Raw genomic sequence first — 19,321 nt, forward strand, 5'->3', positions numbered from 1 at the left:
TTACCCCCGTCTACCCTTTCAACTCGGGCTGCTGGCGCGGCCCGTTCAGTTGCTGTAGTACCTGCTCACGCTGACCGAACAGGGCGACCCGCCCGTCCGTCAGCAGCATGATCTTGTCCACCACGTTCAAAAGCGTTGGTTTCTGGGTGATCACGACCACGGTAATCTTGTTTTCCCTCGCCTGCTCGATTGCCCTGGCCAGCGCCTTGTCGCCCGCGACATCCAGGTTCGAGTTCGGCTCGTCCAGGACCACCATCCGCGGATTGCCAAAAAACGCGCGGGCCAGCGCGATCCGCTGTTTCTGACCGCCAGACAGGGGCGAGCCATCGGCAGCGACCACGGTCTCATAACCCTGCGGCAAGGTGGCGATCATGTTGTGCACGTCGGCCAGAACTGCAGCATCATGAATTTGCTCATCGGTGGCATCCGCACGCATGCGGCCGATATTGTCCTTGATCGTGCCTGGAAACAGCTGAACGTCCTGCGGCAGGTACCCGATGCTTTCGCCGAACTGGCGCGGATCCCAGTTTCGGATATCCATCAGATCGAGCCGCACGCTGCCCGAGGTCGGCAGAATCGATCCTACAAGCGTTTTGCCCAGCGTGGTCTTGCCCGCGCCCGAGTTTCCGATGATCGCCAGCGTCTCGCCCGGGTTGAGCGAAAAACTGATGCCGTTGAGAACCACGCGTTTGGTACCCCCGGGTACAAACAAAAGGCGCTCAACATCCACTCGTCCCTCGGGGCGGGGCAAGCGCAGCTTCTCATACTGAAGCGCCGAGTTGGACAGCAATGCCTTGATGCGGCTGTAGGCACCGCGGGTCAGCAGGAACGTATTCCAGCCCTCGATTGACCCTTCGATTGGCGCAAAAGCCCGCCCGGCGATGATCGAGGCCGCGATCACCATACCGCCCGTGATTTCGCCTTGCAGGGCCAGATAGGCCCCCCATCCCAGAATGCCGACCTGCGTCAGCAGGCGCACGGTGCGCGAGATCGCCGCGAACACCACGTTTCTGTCCTGCGCCCGGACCTGCCAGGTCAGGGAGTTGGCGGTGTCGCGTCCCCAGATCCGAACCGCCTCGGGGATCATTGCAAGTGCGTTGATGATCTGGCTGTTCCGCGACATCGAATCCAGATGCTGGTTGGCCAGAGACTGGGCCATGTTGGCCTCGGCAAACGGTTTGGCCGTCATCCGCTGGTTGATCAGCGCGATAACCATCAGGATCACGGCCGTCACCACCACGATCATGCCCAACTCGGGGTGGACCAGGAAAATCATAAGGATGAACAACGGCGCAAACGGAACATCCAAAAAGGACAGAAGGGTGCTTGAAACGAGAAAGCCGCGGATCTGCTGCAGATCACCCAGCGTCTGATACTCGCGTCCCGTCCCGTGCAACGAGGCATGCGCCGCGGCACTGAGGGTCGGAGCGCCCAGTCGCGCCGCCACTTCGACTCCGGTGCGCATCAACATGAAGCGCCGCACCGCATCGAAAGCCGATTGAAAGATGATTGCCCCGGCCACGATCGCAGTCAGCATGATCAGCGTGTCCAGCGAGCGGCTGGTCAGCACCCGGTCACTGATCTGGAACAGATAGATCGGGATCGCCAGGATCAGCAGATTGGTCGCGCAAGTCAGAACCAGAACAAAGGCAAGGTTCCGCCATATCGCTCGCATCGAGGTCCGAAGGGTGCGTTGAAAGTCTTCGGGCGGCGTGCGCTTGTGAAAAGTTTGGGGTGGCCCTTTGCCGCCGCCATCGCCTGAACCAGTGCGCAGCAGCGGCTTGTTCGCTTCGGCCTCGATAGTGGTGCCCATGCGATCCGTCCCACCCGACCGGGACGAGGGGGTCATGCGCGCGGTCGGGCTTTCGACGGTTTGCGGTTCCGAGTCCTTGGCATTGGCCACCCCTTCGCCGTCACCCGCACGCCCTTCCACGGCGACGGTCTCCGGCGTTTCGCGCCGTCGGGGAGAAGCGGCGCTGAATGTTGTTTCCAGTGTGTTGTCGTCTGGTATTTTCTGATCGGTTTCGTCCCGGGCTTCCGGTGCCGGAGCCGCAACATTTCGCGCAACCTCTTGCTCCTTCTGCGCCGTGGCCGGGCCCTCCTGCGCTGCCTTGTTCTGGCTCTGCTCGGTCACGGGCACGCGCATCTCCTTGGTCAGCCTTAGCCGTGCGGTCAGCCGTTCCGTTGCAAATGACGAGCCAGACACCATGTCGCTGGGTCGCAAAGTCAGAGGCTGTCCGCTTCCCGACCGGTCCAGCGGGCTGGCATATCGGGTGCGGCGCGACGAAAAAACGATCGACATAAACAAACCTTCCGGTCACTCGTAAAAAAGGGAAAATCAGGTCAGGATGGATTGCATTCCTACATTGGCGTCCAAGTCTTCAGGGGTCAGGACAGGAGCGGTCGGGCCGCTGACTGCTTGCCCGGCGGTCATTGCCTCCTCCATCAGGATTGCGATGGCTTCGTTGGCAAATTCCGGGCTGATCTCATTCTCGGGCAAGTCGATGAGACTGGCCTGGTGCAGCAAAAGCTCGGAATACGCGCCCTGCCCGGCCATGACCACGGAGTCCACGCCCAGCTTGTTGATGTTGGCCGCATTCAGCATCGCGTTGCTGCCGGCCACGACTTCGGTACTGGCCCCATGCGGACCGGACAGGAAAATGTCATCCTGATCGGCAAGCATCGTGACCTGCTCGAGAATATTCACCTGCAGCAGGTTTCCGTCGATCTTCAGAACGCGCATCTGCTCCATACCCGCGAACATCGGATCGTTCAGCAATGCGTCCTCGAGCGCGGCCATGTTCATCTCATTCAGAGCCATGGCCTCGGCCATGTTCTCCTCAAGCGCCTCCTGCAGGTCCAGGCCGTTGGTCATCACCGAGGCCTGGTTCATCAGCAGGTTTTCGTTCGCACCTCCGGCAGGTCCGGCTAGGCCGCCCGACACCACGTCGTCATCCATCAGGACAAGCGTCTGGAACAACATGTCGACCGAGATCATGTCGCCGCCGATCATGATCAAGTCATAGTAACTGCCGAGTTGAACAATATCGGCCACGTTGACCATCTGGTTGCCACCCATCGCATACATGGTCGAAGATGCGGAAATCTCGGTCTGGATATGGTCGATGTCGGTGGCGTTGATGACCTGCTTGAGGAAGTTGGCAACCACCAGATCGCCATGGATCCAATCGACGGTCAAAAAGGACGGCTGCCCGGCCGCACCAGCGACAGCCGAGGTTCCGGCAAGCCACGGCGCAGGATTCGCCTCGGTTTCAATCTGGGCGGATTGGACTACGTTGGTGCCCGCGCCGCTGCCGGTGTTTCCGACATCAACATCTGATACCAGCGCGACCTGGCTGATCATCGTCAGGCTGATCGCTTGTCCACCCACGGCGATGAAGGGGGCATCCACCCAACCGACGTTCAGTGCGACTTCGTTGATCGCAAGATTGCCGCCGGTGACAACGGTATGACCCTCGTGTGACTCCGGCCCCTCGGACTGGCTCCACTCGGCCGGATAGGACTGTGACACCAGATTTTCCTCAGCCTCCTCGGGCTGGTGGTAGGCCGGCAGAAGATCGCTCCAGACCGGAGCCTCCGACACGTGTTGACCGTTTACGATGATGCCTTCCGCGTCTTCACCTTGGAATTGGTGAACCGTGACACCTTGGACCGATCCGTTCATCGGTGTCGTTATCTGTTCGACCAGCGTATCCAGGTATTCTGGCGTCATGTAGTCCGGTATCGCCAGTGAAGGCACCGCCATCGCATGAAGCGACTGCGCCACGTCCAGCGCGGCCTCGGCCTGCGCTGTCAGCATCGCCGCATCGCGGAAGTCGCCCGCGCCGACGGTATCATTGTCGCGCAGGACCAATGTCTGGAATGTGTAAGTGACGGCAGACCCTATCAGGTCGCTGACGACCTGCGGCTGCAACATCAAGAATTGCGGCCCGACCGAGATAGGCAATTCGGACTGCGGAACGAATCCGCCCGGCGCCAACGGGTCACCGATCTGGATGCTCGACTCGAGCATCGGACCGGCGGGTGGCAGCGGCAACTGCGGGTCCGCGGGCGGTTCGGGGAAACGGTAGGGAAGCGGGTCGTAGTCCTTGGGCTTCAGATCCAGATCGGCCTTGACGACAATCCTGATCGGATCCTCCAGGCCTTCAACTTCGGCCAGCCGTCGGAGCGCCGTAAACTCCTCGTATTGCTGCCGCAGGATGGCCTGTTCCATCGTGAGCTGAAAAGTACCAATAAAATGCGCGATCGTTTCCGTAATGCTGTCAAGTGACATCTGGACTATCCCTGTCACCCTTTCCGGCAGAAAATTTCCGGGTCTGGGTTAAGTTGGACCGAGGCCATGAAACACGGCCCCGGTGTTTTCATCAAAGACCGGAGGCCGAAATCGCGGCCTCCGGGGTCAGGCATTATGCCTCGGTGTCGTCGCTCGCGTAGGTCGAGCTCATCGAACCGCCAACCATCGTGGTATCGACCGAGTTGCCAAGCACGTTGGCGCCCATGACGATCGTCTGGTTGAAGGCCGAGGTATCGACCACTGCTGCTGCCGACGCGTAGGATTCACCGGTGACGATACCGTCGCCACCATTGTTGGAACCCCAGGTGCCGCCATTGCCGCCGGCTCCGCCGTCACCCGAATAAGCGCCGGCCGCGCTGCCACCGGTGACTGCGCCACCCGTGGTATCGCCGGACATGGCGCTACCCATGGCGTAGCCGCTGGTACCGCCATTGGCCGCAGACGCACCGCCTGCACCACCGGCTCCCGAGCTGGCCGCGCCAGTCGCGCTGCCGGATCCGGTCGAGGTGGCATCGTTGTCGGTGTAGGACGCGCCGCCGTATCCCGCTATGGCTTCGGCCAGGCTGTCGGCGGAACCGTTTGTGTCAGCGTCAGCAAAGACTTCTGCCGCACCACCGGTACCGGCCGTGTTGACCGCATCCGCAGAACCCGCACCGTTACCGGACGAGGTGGACGTTGGCGTCGTGGTCCCACCGGCTCCGCCAGCGCCTTCTGCACTGGACGAACCCGAACCGGTTCCATTTGCCGCGCCATTGGCCGCGTTCGAACCGCCGGCTCCGCCGGTTCCGGTCGACGTCTGCGGGTTGCTGGCCGCACCGTTCACGTCACCGGGCGACTGGCTGATATTCGGACCGCTTGCGGCCAGATCGCCGACGCCCTGTGCGCCAGAGTTGGCTGCCGAGCTGCCGCCCGTGCCCGCTCCGCCGGACCCTGCGCCGCCGGTTCCGGCACCGCCGGTTCCTGCGCCGCCGGTTCCAGCACCACCGGTGCCCGCTCCGCCGGTACCCGGGTTGTTGCCCGTGGTTCCGCCGCCGCCGGTCGCAGCGTCGCTATCAGCCGCATTCAAGGCTGGACCACCATCCGCGATTTCCTGGTTCAGCGCCGCAATGGCAGCTTCGACCATGGCCGAGAATCCGCCGGATCCCTCGCCACCAGAGCCTTCGCCGCCAGCACCTTCACCGCCAGAGCCCGAGCCGCCGGAACCCGTGCCACCGGAACCAGGCCCGCCGGTGCCATTCGCGCCACTTTGCGCGCCGCTGCCGGCCATGCCCGCACCCGTATTGCTTCCGGCTGTCGCTTCATTCGCTTCGGTCGTACCGGTGCTGTTGTTCGATGCAGAACCCGAGTTCGATGACTCGCCGTTGCCGCCATTGGCGCCGTTAGCACCCGACTCGTTTCCGGCCAGGCCAAGGCCCGCGCCGATCGAACCGGTCGCGTTTTCACCACCGTTGGCATTGCCTTCCGAGTTGGCGCCGGACAGTCCCAGACCAAGGCCAAGACCGATCGAGCCGGCATTACCGCCTTCACCGCCAGTTCCCTGGCCGTTGGCATTCGAACTGCCGGTGTTGTTGGCGCTCGAGGTACTGTTGGCGTTGCCGCCATTGCCAGCCGTGCTTTCGCCGCTGGCTTCGGCACCCGACAGACCAAGACCCAGGCTCGTGTTGTTGGCACCGCCCGAGGCCGCACCGTTACCGCCTTGCGAAGCCGCGCCGGCATTGCCGGTGTGGCCGCCCAGCGCGAATGCGTGGCTGCCATTGGTCTCGCCGCTTGCGGCACCGCCGTAGCTGGTTCCGCCGGAACCCGAGTTACCGCCGCCGGAGGATGAACCGATGCCTTCTTCGGCATAGGCCGAACCGCCCGTCGCGCTGCCGTTCTGATAGAACGAGCCGTCATTCGACAGGCTGGGCGAATCCAGCGTGTCATCGTCACTCAGGTTGGCCAACTGGTTGTTGATCGACGACATGTCATTGCCGTCACCGCCCATCGAGATGGTCAGGTTCAGATCATCGCCGGGATCATAATTCACGTCGTTTCCAGCCGTGATGACATCACCGATAGATGCCGAGTCACCGATATCCAGATCGACCTGGTCATCGTCGCGCGGGATCCACTCACCTTCACCGAAATCGATGTTGATCGAGTTTGCGATACTGTTGCTGTCATCGCCGCCATTCACGTTCGATTGCTGCTGACCTTGCTGTTGGCCCTGCTGCTGTGCCTGGCCCTGATCCTGACCCTGGGCCTGTTCGTTTGCGACCTCGGTCGCCTGAGCCTGAGCCTGGTTCTGTTCGTCTTCGTTATTTGCAGCGTTTTGAACTTCCTGACCCTGCTGCTGTTGCTGCGCGGTCAGTTCGGCCTCGATATTTGCTTCTTCGACGGGAATTTCCACCGAGATCGGAGCTTCGAGATTTTCAACATTAACTTCGTCAACGGTCGTGACATTGGTATTGTTCACATTGCGTCGCATAACAATCTTCCATTTTTGAAGCGCCAGACCGCCATTCATCTACAAAGCGATATTCGGCGCGGTTGAAAAAATTATTGAGCATCCATTCGCGAAACTGCGCATGTCTGCGGCCTTGTCTTTCGAATGATGTGTTGTCACCCCCCTTTCTCGGCCAAGCCGATTCCGTGACTGCTCAAAATCACGCGAAAATACGCGGGCCGCAGACACGCCAGGTACAAGTACACTTCGCAAATTGAAGCACGACACAGGGTACAGATGCAGTTCCGTCTGCCTAGCTGGCAGAAAGTATTAACATCACTAAAACGCTGATTTGCTTAATGTATTACTTGAACACGCGTTTCAGGGTCGTGTTCGAAGCCAAATTGGCCTGCGACAAAAGCCGGCAAAACTTAGTTATTTGAATCTCGATATTTAAGCGGTCCGACCGTCAAACGACCTTAATCGAAAGTTCTAAAACCAGGCGATTCCCAAAGCCGTGCAGTTGTAGAAAACTGAACTTTCTGGTATGCTCAACACAGATTTTAGATTGTTTTTATTCAGTTTCACCTCGGCCAATAACGGCCAATTCAGGACGTAATCCGGGGTATTTAGGGGGGCACAAGAATGAGCATTTCCGAATTAAGTAACAGTTCGTGCACGATCGACGAAAACGAAGATTTCATGATTGTTTTTATTGGGAAAGAGCTCTTCTACTCCAACCAAACCCTGCGAAGCGTGCAGCACGAATTCGGCGTTGCAGCCCACAGGTTTGAATCCCTCGCGGCATTCTTGTCCGAGGCAAGCAATGCCGAGGGTTCCGGCAAGATTGTTGTCGTGGATCAGATCATGATGGAGGACCTGCTGGCCCGCCCCTCCGATTATGTCCGATCGTCCATGCCGGGATGCCTTGCCTTCGCATACCGGAAGGAGGACGCAGCCCGGTTCGTTTTCGAGCGATGGGACCGATCCCGGTTTGGACCAATCGGGTTTCTTCCGATGAACGTCGCCCCGGACGCATGGCGCGCGATCCTGCGGCTGCTGATGCATGAAGAGTTGTACCTACCGGGATTTGTGGCCAATTGCGTTGCATCGAAGCCGTGCGCGACAAGCGCGACGACAGCCCGGGAAACTCCGAAATCCCCTGCGGCTGGCCCTCTGTTGTCAAAACTGACCCGGCGCGAGAAGCAGGTTCTACAACTTGTCTCCGAAGGCAAAAGCAATAAGGCGATCGCTGCCCAGTTGGGTATCACCGAACACACGGTCAAGCTGCACATGCACAACGTGTCGGGCAAGATCGGTGTCAGCAACAGAACGGCAGCGGCGCATTTCTTCTTTGAGGCGGCGGCGCAGGACGCGCACCGAACTTCGGTTGACTGACGACTTCGAAGCCAGGTTCGATCGGTTGATCCTTTTGGTCGGCCGCCTGAACTATGTCTGGACGAACACCGAAAGCCTGCTGATTCATCTGATCGCCGGCCTCTCGGGGACCAGCAAAGACGTAGCCGTCATCATCTTCCTGACCCTGAACACGACCCGCGCCCGTATTGATCTGGTCGAGCGTCTGGCAAAGATGGACGGAAGGCCGGCCTCGGTTCGTGATCCGATCCTTGAGCACACGCAGCGGCTCAGCCGTCTTTCGGGCATCCGCAACAAGTTCAACCACTGCATCTATTCTTTCGACCAGGAAACCGGGAACCCCAAAACGATCCTGATGCGCATTGCCGATCGAAAAACCGACATCAAGCTGGGACGCGAAGATACGGTCGACGAACAGGCGATGCAGGAAATCGAGGATGTCGTAGCGCAGCTGTCGGCGGCGAACCAAGAAATCTGGCGGCTTATCTCCAAGCTGGGTTATCCGGTCTGACGTTCGTCTTCGGCCAAGTCGACCATTGTGTTTGGTGCGGGCGGTGGGACTCGAACCCACACGGCGCTAGGGCCTTCGGATTTTAAGTCCGATATGTCTACCATTCCATCACGCCCGCATCCGACCGGTCTGGTGCACCGGCACCGGATCACGTGCCGAACACTTACACGCACCGATTCCGATTGCAAAGACCGCAAGCGGTCAATTCGCCAGCCTGATCAACGCCATTTGGTTCAGCACGAACAGCCACTTGTCCCAGGGAACAAGACGCGCGCATTTCTCGCATTCTGCCCCTTTGCCTTGACAAATCGACTGCAATTCTATGACGTCTGCCGGATCGTTGAGGGAGGCCGCGATGAAGACCATTACCAACCCGTATCGAGGCGAAGGCAAACTGTTTTCACGGGCCCCCTTCCCTTCAACCAATTCCCGCCGGTTGGCGCAGCTTTTGTCGCTGTGCCCGGCCTCCGGCGTGACACCAGTGACCGAAGCGCCGGGTTTGGCGCCCGTTTCCCGCCTTTGGATCAAAGATGAACGGACGCGGATGAATCTCGGTTCGTTCAAGGCATTGGGCGCGGCCTATGTCATCGCCTGCCAAGCGAGCGAAGCCACCGAGACACCCGACAACACATCCCTTTCCGGCCGCACCTATGTTACCGCCAGCGCCGGGAACCACGGCCTCAGCATGGCTGCGGGTGCGCGCGTCTTTGGTGCGAATGCCGTAGTGTTCATTTCTGAAACCGTGCCCGAGAGCTTTGCTCAGCGCCTTGCTGCGCAAGGTGCGCGAGTGGTGCGCGAGGGCGCCGATTACGCCGCAAGCATGAACGCCGCGAGCCGCGCGGCGAACGACAACGACTGGACGCTTCTGTCAGACAGCTCTTGGGAAGGGTATTACGACCTGCCCCATCTCTTGATGGAGGGGTACGTTCAAATGGCCGTCGAGGCGGTTGATCAATGTCCCGAACCTCCGACATTGATCCTGCTGCAGGCCGGAGTGGGAGGCATGGCGGGCGCCGTTGCCGCATGTTTCCGAAAGGCTTGGGGAGACAACCCCAGGATCATCGTGGTTGAACCGGCCGCAGCCCCGGCGCTGATGGCCAGCATCCAAGCCGGCGCGCCGCTCTTTGCAGACGGTCCGGACAGCATCATGGGACGGCTGGATTGCAAGGAGCCATCGCTGATTGCACTGAATGGACTGGCGCGGGATGCCGATCTGTTTCTGACGCTGGAGGATGACACCGTGGCCGCTCAGCTTCCGGTCATGGCAGAGGCCGGGTTCGAAACGACTGCGTCAGGCGGGGCCGGACTGGCTGCCGTTCTGGATGCCGATAGCCGCAACTTGCTCGATATCGGACCACAGGACCGCGTTTTGTGCGTCGTGACCGAGCAAGCCTCATGAGAGGGTTCGAACAAGCCGAATTCGCGGAAAGAACTGCGCGTGCACAGGATCTCATGCGAGAGCATGGCCTGGACGCCCTGCTGCTGACGACCGAGCCCGACGTCCGGTATTTCAGCGGCTTTCTGACCCGGTTCTGGGAAAGCCCGACGCGCCCCTGGTTCCTTGTCGTTCCTGCCACCGGCAAACCTGTCGCGGTGATCCCGTCGATTGGTGCGGCCTTGATGGCGCAGACCTGGATCGAAGACATCCGCACCTGGTCCGCCCCGGATCTGGCAGACGACGGAGTATTGTTGCTGGCCGAAACCCTGCGCGACCTTGTTCCGGACGGCGGCTTGATCGGATGCCCCGATGGTCATGAAACGCACTTGCGGATGCCGCTTGCAGATTTCGGGCGTCTGAAATCCGAAATCGACCGCCGCAGGATCACCAGCGACCTTGGCATTCTGCGCGACCTGCGCATGGTCAAATCTCAAGCCGAAATCAAAAAGATTGAAACCGCCTGCCTGATCGCGGGACAGGCTTTTGAGCGGGTTCCTGAGATTGCATCGGCCGGTGTTCCTCTGGATCAGGTCTTTCGACGGTTCCAGATGTTGTGTCTCGACGCAGGCGCCGATTGGGTGCCTTATCTTGCCGGCGCGGCCGACCAAGGCGGATATGGCGACGTGATCTCACCGGCAACCCAACGACCGTTGAAGCCGGGCGACGTGCTTATGTTGGATACCGGGCTGGTCTGGGATGGGTATTTTTGCGATTTCGACCGCAACTGGTCCGTCGGCCCGGCCAGTCCCGCCGTGCGCGCGGCGCACCACGCGCTGATCGATGCGACCGAGGCTGCGTTCGAACAGGCCCGACCGGGCGCGACGGCCTCGGACCTGTATCAAACGATGAACTCCGTCTTGTCCCGTGGCGGCGGCGGGACCGAAGCCGGGCGCCTGGGCCACGGATTGGGCATGTCATTGACCGAGTGGCCTTCGCTCATCCCAACGGATCACACGGTTCTGAAACCCGGAATGGTGTTGACGCTGGAGCCAGGTATTGAGGTCGGTGGCAAAATACTTGTCCACGAGGAAAATGTGCTGGTCACCGAAGGCGCCCCGCGGTTCCTGAGCCCCAAGGCACGACGGGAGATTCCCGAGCTATGACAACACTGCCATTTTCTCTGGACACGGATGACCCGGACATATCTCCGCTTGGCCTGATCGTTCTGCAGACAGACGAGACGATCGAAGGCGATTTCCGCAGGCTTTTTGCCGGCGACCCTTCACCCATTTATGTCTCGCGCATAACCAGCGACCCGCAGGTCACGACCAAGACGTTGACCCGCATGAAGCATGCGCTTCCAGCGGCGGCAGATTTACTGCCCAAGGCGCGCCCCTTCCGGGCTGTGGGTTACGCCTGCACCTCGGCAAGCTCGGTCATCGGATCGGAAAAGGTCGAAGAACTGGTAAAGCAGACTTGTGACGTGCAAACGGTGACCAACCCTCTGCGCGCCGCGGTTGCTCAGGCGCGCGAATTGGGTGTGTCACGCTTTGCACTGCTGTCCCCTTATGAGGAGCAGGTCAACACGGCGCTTCGCGCGGCCTTCGCCGATCAAGGGATCCTCATGGATGTGTTCGGCACCTTTGGGATTTCCGAAGAAGCAAAGGTCGTCCGGATATCAACGCAATCCATCGTTGACGCCGCGGTAAGGCTGGGTTCGGACAGAGCGGTCGAAGCTGTTTTTCTCAGCTGCACCAACCTTCGCACGTTGGACGCCATCCCGCGGATCCATGAACAGATTGCCAAACCGGTCTTGTCCAGCAATCAGACCCTTGCGTCGCACATGCGGCGCCTCAACACTGCGCAAAATCCTTGAATCCCACCCAATGAGGATTGGTTTTTGTCATTGAGTCTTGCCAGCCGGACATTGCTGCGTCTTTAATGTGCTCAGGGATCAATGAAATCCGGACCAACCGGATCAAGAATTGACGCAACAGGGGGTCTTGTGACCGGCACTTCTAGCGACGCCGCGTTTGTCGAATTTCAACGCGTTCAAAAATCGTATGACGGCGAAAATCTTGTCGTCAAAGACCTTAACCTCGCGATGCCAAAGGGCGAGTTTCTGACAATGTTGGGCCCATCGGGATCTGGCAAGACCACTTGCCTGATGATGCTGGCCGGGTTCGAAACTGCGACGCATGGCGAAATTCTGTTGGATGGGCGACCGATCAACAACATTCCGCCGCACAAGCGTGGCATCGGGATGGTGTTTCAGAACTATGCCCTGTTCCCGCACATGACTGTGGCCGAGAACCTCGCCTTTCCGCTGGAAGTCCGAAAAATCGGCAAGTCCGAGCGCGAAGAAAAAGTCCAGCGCGCCCTCGACATGGTGCAGATGGGTGCCTTCGGTAGCCGCCGACCCGCTCAGCTGTCAGGCGGACAACAACAGCGTATCGCCTTGGCCCGCGCGCTGGTCTTCGAACCCGAATTGGTTCTGATGGACGAACCGCTGGGCGCATTGGACAAACAGCTGCGCGAGCACATGCAGTTTGAAATCACGCGTCTGGCCCATGAATTGGGGATCACGACCGTCTATGTGACCCACGACCAGACAGAAGCGCTGACCATGTCGGATCGCGTAGCGGTCTTTGACGATGGCCGGATCCAGCAGCTTGCACCACCGGACCAGCTTTATGAGGAACCGGAGAACAGTTTCGTTGCGCAGTTCATCGGTGAGAACAACACGCTGGAAGGCGTTCTTAAATCCGTAGATGGCGGGAAATGCGTCGTCACGCTGGACGATGGCTCCGAGATCGACGCGGTTCCGATCAACGTGAGCCAACCGGGGGAACGGACCAAGGTCTCGATCCGACCCGAGCGCGTGGAATTCAACAAGGATCGCCTCAGCCCCGAAGCGCATACGCTCAAGGCTGTGGTCAAGGAATTCATCTACATGGGCGATGTATTCAGGTTCCGCATGTCGGTGGCCGGCAATGATGAATTCATCGTCAAGACCCGGAATGCCCCTGACGCCGTCAGGCTGACACCGGGTCAGGAGATCGAGATCGGATGGCTGGCGCAGGATTGCCGCGCTCTGGACGCCTAGGCGCGCCCGGCTTCGCAATCCGCCCCCAAGCCGAAAGAACCGACCGACGAAAACCCGTGCGTTGGTCGACCAAGCATAAAACGGGAAAAACTGGGAGCTACATATGAAACGTACCACCACAATGCTGACAGCTGTTGCTCTGGCAACTGCAGCAGGCGGAGTTTCCGCCGAAGAAATGACGATCGTGTCCTGGGGCGGCGCCTATTCCAAGTCGCAGCTCAAGGCCTATCACGAGCCCTATTCGGAAAAGACCGGCGTCACCATCCTGAACGATGACAGCTCGGCCGAGGCCGTGGCCAAACTGCGCGCCATGAACGAGGCGGGCAACATCACATGGGATGTGGTCGACGTGGTTGCCGCGGACGCGATCCGTCTGTGTGACGAAGGTCTGGCGATGGAAATCGACCCGGATACCCAGCTGGCGCCTGCGCCGGACGGAACTCCGGCTTCGGAAGACTTCGGCGATCTGCTGGTCAGCGAATGCTTCATCCCTCAGATCGTGTATTCGACCACCTTTGGGTATCGGACCGACATGGTCGGAGACAACCCGCCGACCGACATCTGCGCGGTCTTTGACCTGGAGACCTATCCCGGCAAGCGGTCGCTGGAAAAGCGCCCGATCAACAACATGGAATGGGCCCTGCTGTGCGACGGCGTCCCGAAGGACGAAGTGTATGACGTTCTGGCAACCGACGAAGGCCAGGATCGTGCTCTGAAGAAGCTGGACACCATCAAGGACAGCGTCGTCTGGTGGTCCGCTGGTGCCGATACGCCCCAGCTGCTGGCTGACGGCGAAGTCGTCATGGGCTCGACCTACAATGGCCGCCTGTTCAGCGTCATCGAAGAGCAGAAGCAGCCCGTCGCCATGCTGTGGGACGCGCAGGTCTTCGATCTGGACGGCTGGATCATTCCCGCCGGTCTGAGCGAAGAGCGCAAGCAGCGCGCGCTGGACTACATCATGTTCGCGACCGACACCCAGCGCCTGGCGGATCAGGCCAAGTACATCTCGTACGGCCCGGCTCGCGCTTCGTCGGCTCCGCTGGTCGGCAAACATGCCGAACTGGGAATCGACATGGCTCCTCACATGCCGACCGATCCGGAAAACGCCAAGAACACGTTCCTCTACAACTACGAGTTCTGGGCTGACTACCGCGATGACATCGACGCCAAATTCCAGGCGTGGTTGGCGCAATAAGCGCTTGAATCTCTGAAGAAACGTCAGGTGGCGGTGCGCCGCCATCTGACCCGGGCACAACCAAGAGGCACTGATGACTGACGCAAGCCAAACAGCAGGACCCATGCTGGCAGCGGACGGAACGCCGCTCAAGCAATCGCTGGCGCGTTCATTGCGACGTCAGAAACTGCGCGCGCTTATGCTGATCGCGCCTTTGCTTCTGTTCGTGCTGTTTTCCTTCCTGGTACCGATCGCATCGATGCTGTTTCGGTCAGTCGAAAACGGGATTGTCTCGGAAACCCTGCCCCTGACGGTCGAAGCGCTGGACAACTGGGATGAAACCAGCGGCGAATTGCCGGGCGAGGACGTCTATGATGCCTTCGTTCGTGACATGGTGGTCGCGATCGAAAACAAGGAACACACCCGGCTTGGCACGCGTCTGAACTACGAAGAAACCGGCATGTCTTCGCTGTTCCGCCAGTCAGGCCGCAAGATCAAACGGTTGGATCCTGAAGCCGACGGTCCGTTCAAGGAAAAGCTGATCGAGATCCACGACGGCTGGGGGGACCCGCAGACGTGGCGCGTGATCAAAACCCATGCGGTTCCGATCACCAACGGTTACTTCCTGAACGCAATCGACATGCGGCGCACCCCGGAAGGTGCTCAGGCTCAGCCGGAAGACAAGCAGATTCTCATCAAGCTGTTCGGGCGTACGTTGTTCATGTCGCTGGTAATCACCGGGGCCTGCATCCTGCTGGCCTATCCGGTCAGCTACCTGCTGGCGACCCTGCCAATGCGCGTGTCGAACCTGCTGATGATTCTGGTTCTGCTGCCCTTCTGGACGTCGCTTCTGGTGCGGACATCCGCATGGAAGGTCATGCTGCAGCAGCAGGGCGTTATAAACGACACCCTCGTCTGGCTCGGGCTGGTCGCAGATGACGCCCGGCTGATCATCATCAACAACCAGATCGGCACGATCATTGCCATGACGCATATCCTGCTGCCGTTCATGATCCTGCCGATGTATTCGGTGATGCAGACGATTCCGCCATCCTACACCCGCGCGGCCAAATCCATGGGCGCGACGAACTGGACCACGTTCTGGCGGATCTACTTCCCGCAATCCATCCCGGGCATCGGAGCGGGATCGATCCTCGTGTTCATTCTGGCAATCGGCTACTACATCACGCCCGAAATCGTGGGCGGCACCAAGGGTGTCTTCATCTCGAACCGGATTGCCTATCACATATCGTCGTCGTTGAACTGGGGCCTGGCTGCAGCATTGGGGACGATCCTGCTGGCAGTGGTTCTGATCCTCTACTGGGTCTACGACAAGATCGTGGGCATCGATAACGTGAAGCTGGGGTAACCGACATGGCCGCACTGACACCAATTTCGCGCAAGCCCCTATCCATGGTCCTTCCCAGCGTCGCACTGGCCGGCGCGTTTGCCGGCATGTTTGTCGGCGCCGGAAACGGCTCGGTCCCCCTGGGAATGATCGGCGGCGCAGCGCTGACGGCCCTTTTGGCCTGGATCTACATCTCGGTCCTCAAGAACGAGAGGCTTGCCTACTGGATCAACATCATCGGCTTCGCGGCCGTCGGCTTCGCGGTTTCCGGGCCGATGGGCGGTGTGCTCGGCTTTTTGGGCGGCTGGTTTTTTGCATGGTTCACATTCTGGCTGTACGAGGGCCGATACCGCCGCAAGCTGCTGCCTTATCTGACGGCGCAGCAGGTGTTCTATCACTACCTGTTCCGGGTGATCTGCGGCGCAATCTTCGTCTTCTTGATCACGCCGATTCTGGTGGTTCTTCCGCTGTCGTTCAACGCGCAGGACTTCTTTACTTTTACGCCCGAGATGCTGCGGCTGGACCCCGAAGGGTATTCGCTGAAGCATTACCAGGATTTCTTCACCAACAACGAATGGCAGCGCAGCTTCAAGAACTCACTGATCATCGCGCCCATCGCCACGATCATATCGGTAACGCTGGGAACGCTGGCGGCCATCGGTCTCAGCCAATCGCATGTGCCGGGGCGGCGCGCCATCATGGGGATCCTGATTTCTCCGATGATCGTGCCACTGATCATCTCGGCGACGGGCATGTTCTTTTTCTACAGCGACATCGGCCGCTTCCTTGAAGGCACTTTGGGCATGAACAAGACCTTTGTGGGCTACCTCAAGGTAATCCTGGCCCACGCCGTTCTGGGCATTCCCTTCGTCATCATCACCGTGACCGCCACGCTGGTCGGCTTTGACCGCTCGCTGACGCGGGCTGCTGCGAATATGGGCGCGGGCCCGGTACGGACCTTCTTCAAGATCCAGATGCCCCTGATTCTGCCGGGCGTGATCTCGGGCGGGCTGTTCGCCTTCATCACCTCGTTCGATGAGGTGGTCGTGGTGCTGTTCGTCGGATCGGCCAGCCAGAAGACGCTGCCGTGGCAGATGTTCACCGGCCTGCGCGAGCAGATCAGCCCGACCATCCTGGCCGTGGCCACGATCCTCGTCGTGATCTCGATCGCCCTGCTGACCACGGTCGAGCTGCTGCGCCGGCGGTCGGAACGTCTGCGCGGGCTGACACCGGCTTGACCGGCGGCGTGGCCTGATCTAACGATTTCCTTGTTCGCCCCCTGCTGCGATGGCGTCGCAGCACCCAAGGGGGTGATCGGCTCTCGGACCCCGAGACCGCCTGTCCTGTACGCCGGGACATGTGGCCGGGCTTTGCACGTCCGGCAAAGAAACGAGAGAGCACATGACAGACCTTTCAAATCGCCCCGAATTCTTCACCTGCCACAACGGTGACAAGGCGCCCCTGCCCTTCAGCCGGGCCGAGTACGACCGCCGGCTGGCCAAGCTGCGCGCCATCATGGCGCAGCGGGACATCCCGGTCGTTCTGCTGACCTCGATGCAGAACATCGCTTACTACTCGGGCTTTCTGTACTGCGCCTTCGGCCGGCCCTATGGCTGCGTGGTGACGCAGGACAGCTGCACCACCGTGTCAGCGAATATCGACGCGGGCCAGCCCTGGCGTCGGTCGGTCGAAGACAACGTAATCTACACCGACTGGAAGCGCGACAACTACTGGCGCGCCGTAGCCAGCCTGATCGGGACTGCCCGCCGGATCGGCATCGAAAGCGACCACATGACGCTGGCCGCGCGCGACACGGCCCTGTCCATGCTGAACCAGCCTGAGCTTGTGGACATCGCCCCCGACACGATGGCCGCGCGGATGGTGAAATCGGCCGAAGAGATCGAGTTGATCAAAGGCGGCGCACGTACGGCGGACGTGGGCGGCGCGGCCATCCATGCCGCGATTCGTGAAGGCGCCACCGAGATCGAGATCGCCATGGCCGGCCGCGATGCGATGGAGATCGAGATCGCCCGCGCCTATCCCGACGCCGAGTACCGCGACACCTGGGTCTGGTTCCAGTCGGGCCTGAACACCGACGGCGCACACAACCCGGTCACCAAACGGGCCTTGCAGAATGGCGATATCCTGTCACTCAACACATTCCCGATGATCTCGGGCTATTACACCGCGCTGGAACGCACCCTGTTCTTGGGCGAGCCCGACGCCGACAGCCTGCGCCTGTGGCAGGCCAATGTAGCCGCGCACGAGCTGGGGTTGAGCCTGATCAAACCCGGCGCGACCTGTTCCGGCATCACAGCCGAGATCAACCGGTTCTTCGCCGATCAGGGCCTGCTGCAATACCGCTCGTTCGGATATGGGCACTCCTTCGGCATCCTCAGCCACTACTACGGTCGTGAAGCGGGCCTGGAACTGCGCGAAGACATCGACACGGTGCTCGAGCCGGGCATGGTCGTGTCCATCGAGCCGATGCTGTGGATTCCCGAAGGTCAACCCGGCGCGGGCGGCTATCGCGAGCACGACATTTTGGTCGTAGGCGAGGATGGGGCCGAAAATATCACCGGCTTTCCGTACGGACCGGAACACAACATCATCAATGCGTGATGCAGAGGGGGCGAGGCATCGGCCTTGCCCCTGTTTCCGCCTGAAACGGGTGTCAGGCCAGGATGGCGTGGATTTTGTCCAGCGTCGCGACGCTGACACCAACCCCGTCTTGGTTGGCCTGCAGGCGCTTGGCGCGCCGACCATCGCCGGGCAGACGCGCTCCTTCCTGATACCGGATCGCCTCGACAAGTTCCGCGATACTGGCAGCAAACTCCGACCCGGCCGTAGCGCCGGGGTCGATGGCAATGAAGAACTGACCGGTTTTCGGCGGGCCGCCCACAGTTCCGGAAAAGGGTGAAGCATGGATACCCAAGGTGGCCCCGGTCAATGCGGCCGCCATTACTTCTGTCAGAAGTGCGACGCCCACGCCCTTGTAGCCGCCCGAAGGCGCCATCGAGCCCTTGAGGCCCACGGCGGGGTCAGTTGTCGGGTTGCCATCAGGGTCCAGCGCCCAACCGACCGGAATCGGCTTTCCCTCGCGGGCGTGCTTCATGACCTCGCTTTTTGCGATCGTGCTGGCGCTTTGGTCGATCAAGACGGCAGGGTGCCCATCAGCACCCGGAACGGCCAGCGAAAACGGGTTTGTGCCCACGACGGGCCGTGAACCACCCGACGGCGCAATGGATGCAGGTGCATTGGTGAACCCCAGACCAACAAGGCCCGCCTGAGCCAAGCGATAGGTGTGATACCCCAGCACACCACAATTGTAACTGTTGCGGATGGCCAGCGCAGCTATTCCCTGCTCGCGTGCGGCCGGGATCAACGCATCGAACCCCAAGTCGATCGCCGGGTGAGCGAAACCGGTGGCCGCATCAACCACCACCACGCCCGGTTTTGGGGCGGACATCACCGGCTGTGCTCGCCCGTCCACCTTGCCGCATTGTACATGCTCGCAATAGATCGGGATGTAGGCCAGCCCGTGACTGGCCACCCCATCCGCCTCGGTCGCGGCGGTCGCCACCGCCAATGGCCGGGCATTGTCCTCGGACGTGCCGGCCGCCATCAGAGCGCGCAGCGACAGATCCTCGATTTCGGCAAGGGACAACGTTCGGGTTTCTGGCATCT

15 protein-coding genes and 1 tRNA gene are annotated in these 19,321 nt (G+C 60.4%); 10 read left to right on the forward strand and 6 right to left on the reverse strand.

Annotation, left to right across the window (positions count from 1 at the left end; translation table 11 throughout):
* Window positions 1-10: 10 nt before the first annotated feature.
* The 3 genes from ACR0EF_RS09105 to ACR0EF_RS09115 all read right to left on the reverse strand — a co-directional run bounded on the left by ACR0EF_RS09105 (window position 11) and on the right by ACR0EF_RS09115 (window position 6,782).
* Window positions 11-2,302, reverse strand: coding sequence for a type I secretion system permease/ATPase (locus ACR0EF_RS09105; RefSeq protein ID WP_170372114.1), 2,292 nt, complete (start codon window positions 2,300-2,302; stop codon window positions 11-13).
* A gap of 36 nt (window positions 2,303-2,338) precedes the next feature.
* Window positions 2,339-4,294 carry a type I secretion protein gene (locus ACR0EF_RS09110; protein WP_170338084.1) on the reverse strand — a complete coding sequence of 652 codons (1,956 nt, stop codon included), beginning with the start codon at window positions 4,292-4,294 and terminating at the stop codon, window positions 2,339-2,341.
* A gap of 133 nt (window positions 4,295-4,427) precedes the next feature.
* A complete protein-coding gene (locus ACR0EF_RS09115; protein WP_170370822.1) occupies window positions 4,428-6,782 on the reverse strand; it encodes a hypothetical protein in 2,355 nt (784 codons plus the stop codon).
* A gap of 660 nt (window positions 6,783-7,442) precedes the next feature.
* Between ACR0EF_RS09115 and ACR0EF_RS09120 the strand changes: the two genes are divergently transcribed.
* Together ACR0EF_RS09120 and ACR0EF_RS09125 are read left to right on the forward strand one after the other, a co-directional pair.
* Window positions 7,443-8,138 (forward strand): helix-turn-helix transcriptional regulator, encoded by a 696-nt coding sequence (locus ACR0EF_RS09120; protein WP_254433963.1) that lies wholly within the window; start codon window positions 7,443-7,445, stop codon window positions 8,136-8,138.
* Window positions 8,131-8,628, forward strand: coding sequence for a hypothetical protein (locus ACR0EF_RS09125; protein ID WP_170370823.1), 498 nt, complete (start codon window positions 8,131-8,133; stop codon window positions 8,626-8,628). The genes ACR0EF_RS09120 and ACR0EF_RS09125 overlap by 8 nt, the downstream gene beginning before the upstream one ends.
* 32 nt (window positions 8,629-8,660) lie before the next feature.
* On the opposite strand, the gene ACR0EF_RS09130 is transcribed toward ACR0EF_RS09125, so the two are convergent.
* Window positions 8,661-8,746, reverse strand: a tRNA-Leu gene (locus ACR0EF_RS09130).
* An 83-nt stretch (window positions 8,747-8,829) separates the two neighbouring features.
* Window positions 8,830-8,994 carry a hypothetical protein gene (locus tag ACR0EF_RS09135; protein WP_170370484.1) on the reverse strand — a complete coding sequence of 55 codons (165 nt, stop codon included), beginning with the start codon at window positions 8,992-8,994 and terminating at the stop codon, window positions 8,830-8,832.
* Between ACR0EF_RS09135 and ACR0EF_RS09140 the strand changes: the two genes are divergently transcribed.
* The 8 genes from ACR0EF_RS09140 to ACR0EF_RS09175 all read left to right on the forward strand — a co-directional run bounded on the left by ACR0EF_RS09140 (window position 8,984) and on the right by ACR0EF_RS09175 (window position 18,256).
* Window positions 8,984-10,027: a pyridoxal-phosphate dependent enzyme gene (locus tag ACR0EF_RS09140; RefSeq protein ID WP_170370824.1), complete on the forward strand. Its 1,044-nt coding sequence runs from the start codon at window positions 8,984-8,986 to the stop codon at window positions 10,025-10,027. The two genes, ACR0EF_RS09135 and ACR0EF_RS09140, sit on opposite strands and share 11 nt — an antisense overlap.
* On the forward strand, window positions 10,024-11,169 hold the full coding sequence (locus ACR0EF_RS09145) for a M24 family metallopeptidase (RefSeq protein ID WP_170370825.1): 1,146 nt from the start codon (window positions 10,024-10,026) through the stop codon (window positions 11,167-11,169). The genes ACR0EF_RS09140 and ACR0EF_RS09145 overlap by 4 nt, the downstream gene beginning before the upstream one ends.
* Entirely contained in the window at window positions 11,166-11,882 is a 717-nt protein-coding gene (locus tag ACR0EF_RS09150) for a maleate cis-trans isomerase family protein (protein WP_170372112.1), read from the forward strand. The genes ACR0EF_RS09145 and ACR0EF_RS09150 overlap by 4 nt, the downstream gene beginning before the upstream one ends.
* 81 nt (window positions 11,883-11,963) lie before the next feature.
* A complete protein-coding gene (locus ACR0EF_RS09155) occupies window positions 11,964-13,112 on the forward strand; it encodes an ABC transporter ATP-binding protein (RefSeq protein ID WP_174819681.1) in 1,149 nt (382 codons plus the stop codon).
* Between the two features lie 103 nt (window positions 13,113-13,215).
* Window positions 13,216-14,307, forward strand: coding sequence for an extracellular solute-binding protein (locus tag ACR0EF_RS09160; RefSeq protein ID WP_093962659.1), 1,092 nt, complete (start codon window positions 13,216-13,218; stop codon window positions 14,305-14,307).
* 73 nt (window positions 14,308-14,380) lie between these two features.
* Entirely contained in the window at window positions 14,381-15,655 is a 1,275-nt protein-coding gene (locus ACR0EF_RS09165) for an ABC transporter permease (protein ID WP_170358337.1), read from the forward strand.
* 5 nt (window positions 15,656-15,660) lie between these two features.
* The gene (locus tag ACR0EF_RS09170; RefSeq protein ID WP_093962661.1) at window positions 15,661-16,872 is read left to right on the forward strand and encodes an ABC transporter permease; all 1,212 of its coding nucleotides are present in this window, start codon (window positions 15,661-15,663) and stop codon (window positions 16,870-16,872) included.
* Between the two features lie 163 nt (window positions 16,873-17,035).
* Window positions 17,036-18,256 carry an aminopeptidase P family protein gene (locus tag ACR0EF_RS09175; RefSeq protein ID WP_170338068.1) on the forward strand — a complete coding sequence of 407 codons (1,221 nt, stop codon included), beginning with the start codon at window positions 17,036-17,038 and terminating at the stop codon, window positions 18,254-18,256.
* Window positions 18,257-18,308: 52 nt separating this feature from the next.
* On the opposite strand, the gene ACR0EF_RS09180 is transcribed toward ACR0EF_RS09175, so the two are convergent.
* The gene (locus ACR0EF_RS09180) at window positions 18,309-19,319 is read right to left on the reverse strand and encodes an Ldh family oxidoreductase (RefSeq protein WP_170370829.1); all 1,011 of its coding nucleotides are present in this window, start codon (window positions 19,317-19,319) and stop codon (window positions 18,309-18,311) included.
* Between the last annotated feature and the right edge of the window lie 2 nt (window positions 19,320-19,321).

Source organism: Ruegeria sp. CG8 (assembly GCF_056537165.1).

Excerpts from the sequence above, each read along its gene's own strand:
- ACR0EF_RS09105 (WP_170372114.1), bottom strand. The coding sequence starts at position 2,302 with ATGTCGATCGTTTTTTCGTCGCGCCGCACCCGATATGCCAGCCCGCTG.
- ACR0EF_RS09110 (WP_170338084.1), bottom strand. The coding sequence starts at position 4,294 with ATGTCACTTGACAGCATTACGGAAACGATCGCGCATTTTATTGGTACT.
- ACR0EF_RS09115 (WP_170370822.1), bottom strand. The coding sequence starts at position 6,782 with ATGCGACGCAATGTGAACAATACCAATGTCACGACCGTTGACGAAGTT.
- ACR0EF_RS09120 (WP_254433963.1), top strand. The coding sequence starts at position 7,443 with ATGATTGTTTTTATTGGGAAAGAGCTCTTCTACTCCAACCAAACCCTG.
- ACR0EF_RS09140 (WP_170370824.1), top strand. The coding sequence starts at position 8,984 with ATGAAGACCATTACCAACCCGTATCGAGGCGAAGGCAAACTGTTTTCA.
- ACR0EF_RS09135 (WP_170370484.1), bottom strand. The coding sequence starts at position 8,994 with ATGGTCTTCATCGCGGCCTCCCTCAACGATCCGGCAGACGTCATAGAA.
- ACR0EF_RS09145 (WP_170370825.1), top strand. The coding sequence starts at position 10,024 with ATGAGAGGGTTCGAACAAGCCGAATTCGCGGAAAGAACTGCGCGTGCA.
- ACR0EF_RS09150 (WP_170372112.1), top strand. The coding sequence starts at position 11,166 with ATGACAACACTGCCATTTTCTCTGGACACGGATGACCCGGACATATCT.
- ACR0EF_RS09155 (WP_174819681.1), top strand. The coding sequence starts at position 11,964 with ATGAAATCCGGACCAACCGGATCAAGAATTGACGCAACAGGGGGTCTT.
- ACR0EF_RS09160 (WP_093962659.1), top strand. The coding sequence starts at position 13,216 with ATGAAACGTACCACCACAATGCTGACAGCTGTTGCTCTGGCAACTGCA.
- ACR0EF_RS09165 (WP_170358337.1), top strand. The coding sequence starts at position 14,381 with ATGACTGACGCAAGCCAAACAGCAGGACCCATGCTGGCAGCGGACGGA.
- ACR0EF_RS09170 (WP_093962661.1), top strand. The coding sequence starts at position 15,661 with ATGGCCGCACTGACACCAATTTCGCGCAAGCCCCTATCCATGGTCCTT.
- ACR0EF_RS09175 (WP_170338068.1), top strand. The coding sequence starts at position 17,036 with ATGACAGACCTTTCAAATCGCCCCGAATTCTTCACCTGCCACAACGGT.
- ACR0EF_RS09180 (WP_170370829.1), bottom strand. The coding sequence starts at position 19,319 with ATGCCAGAAACCCGAACGTTGTCCCTTGCCGAAATCGAGGATCTGTCG.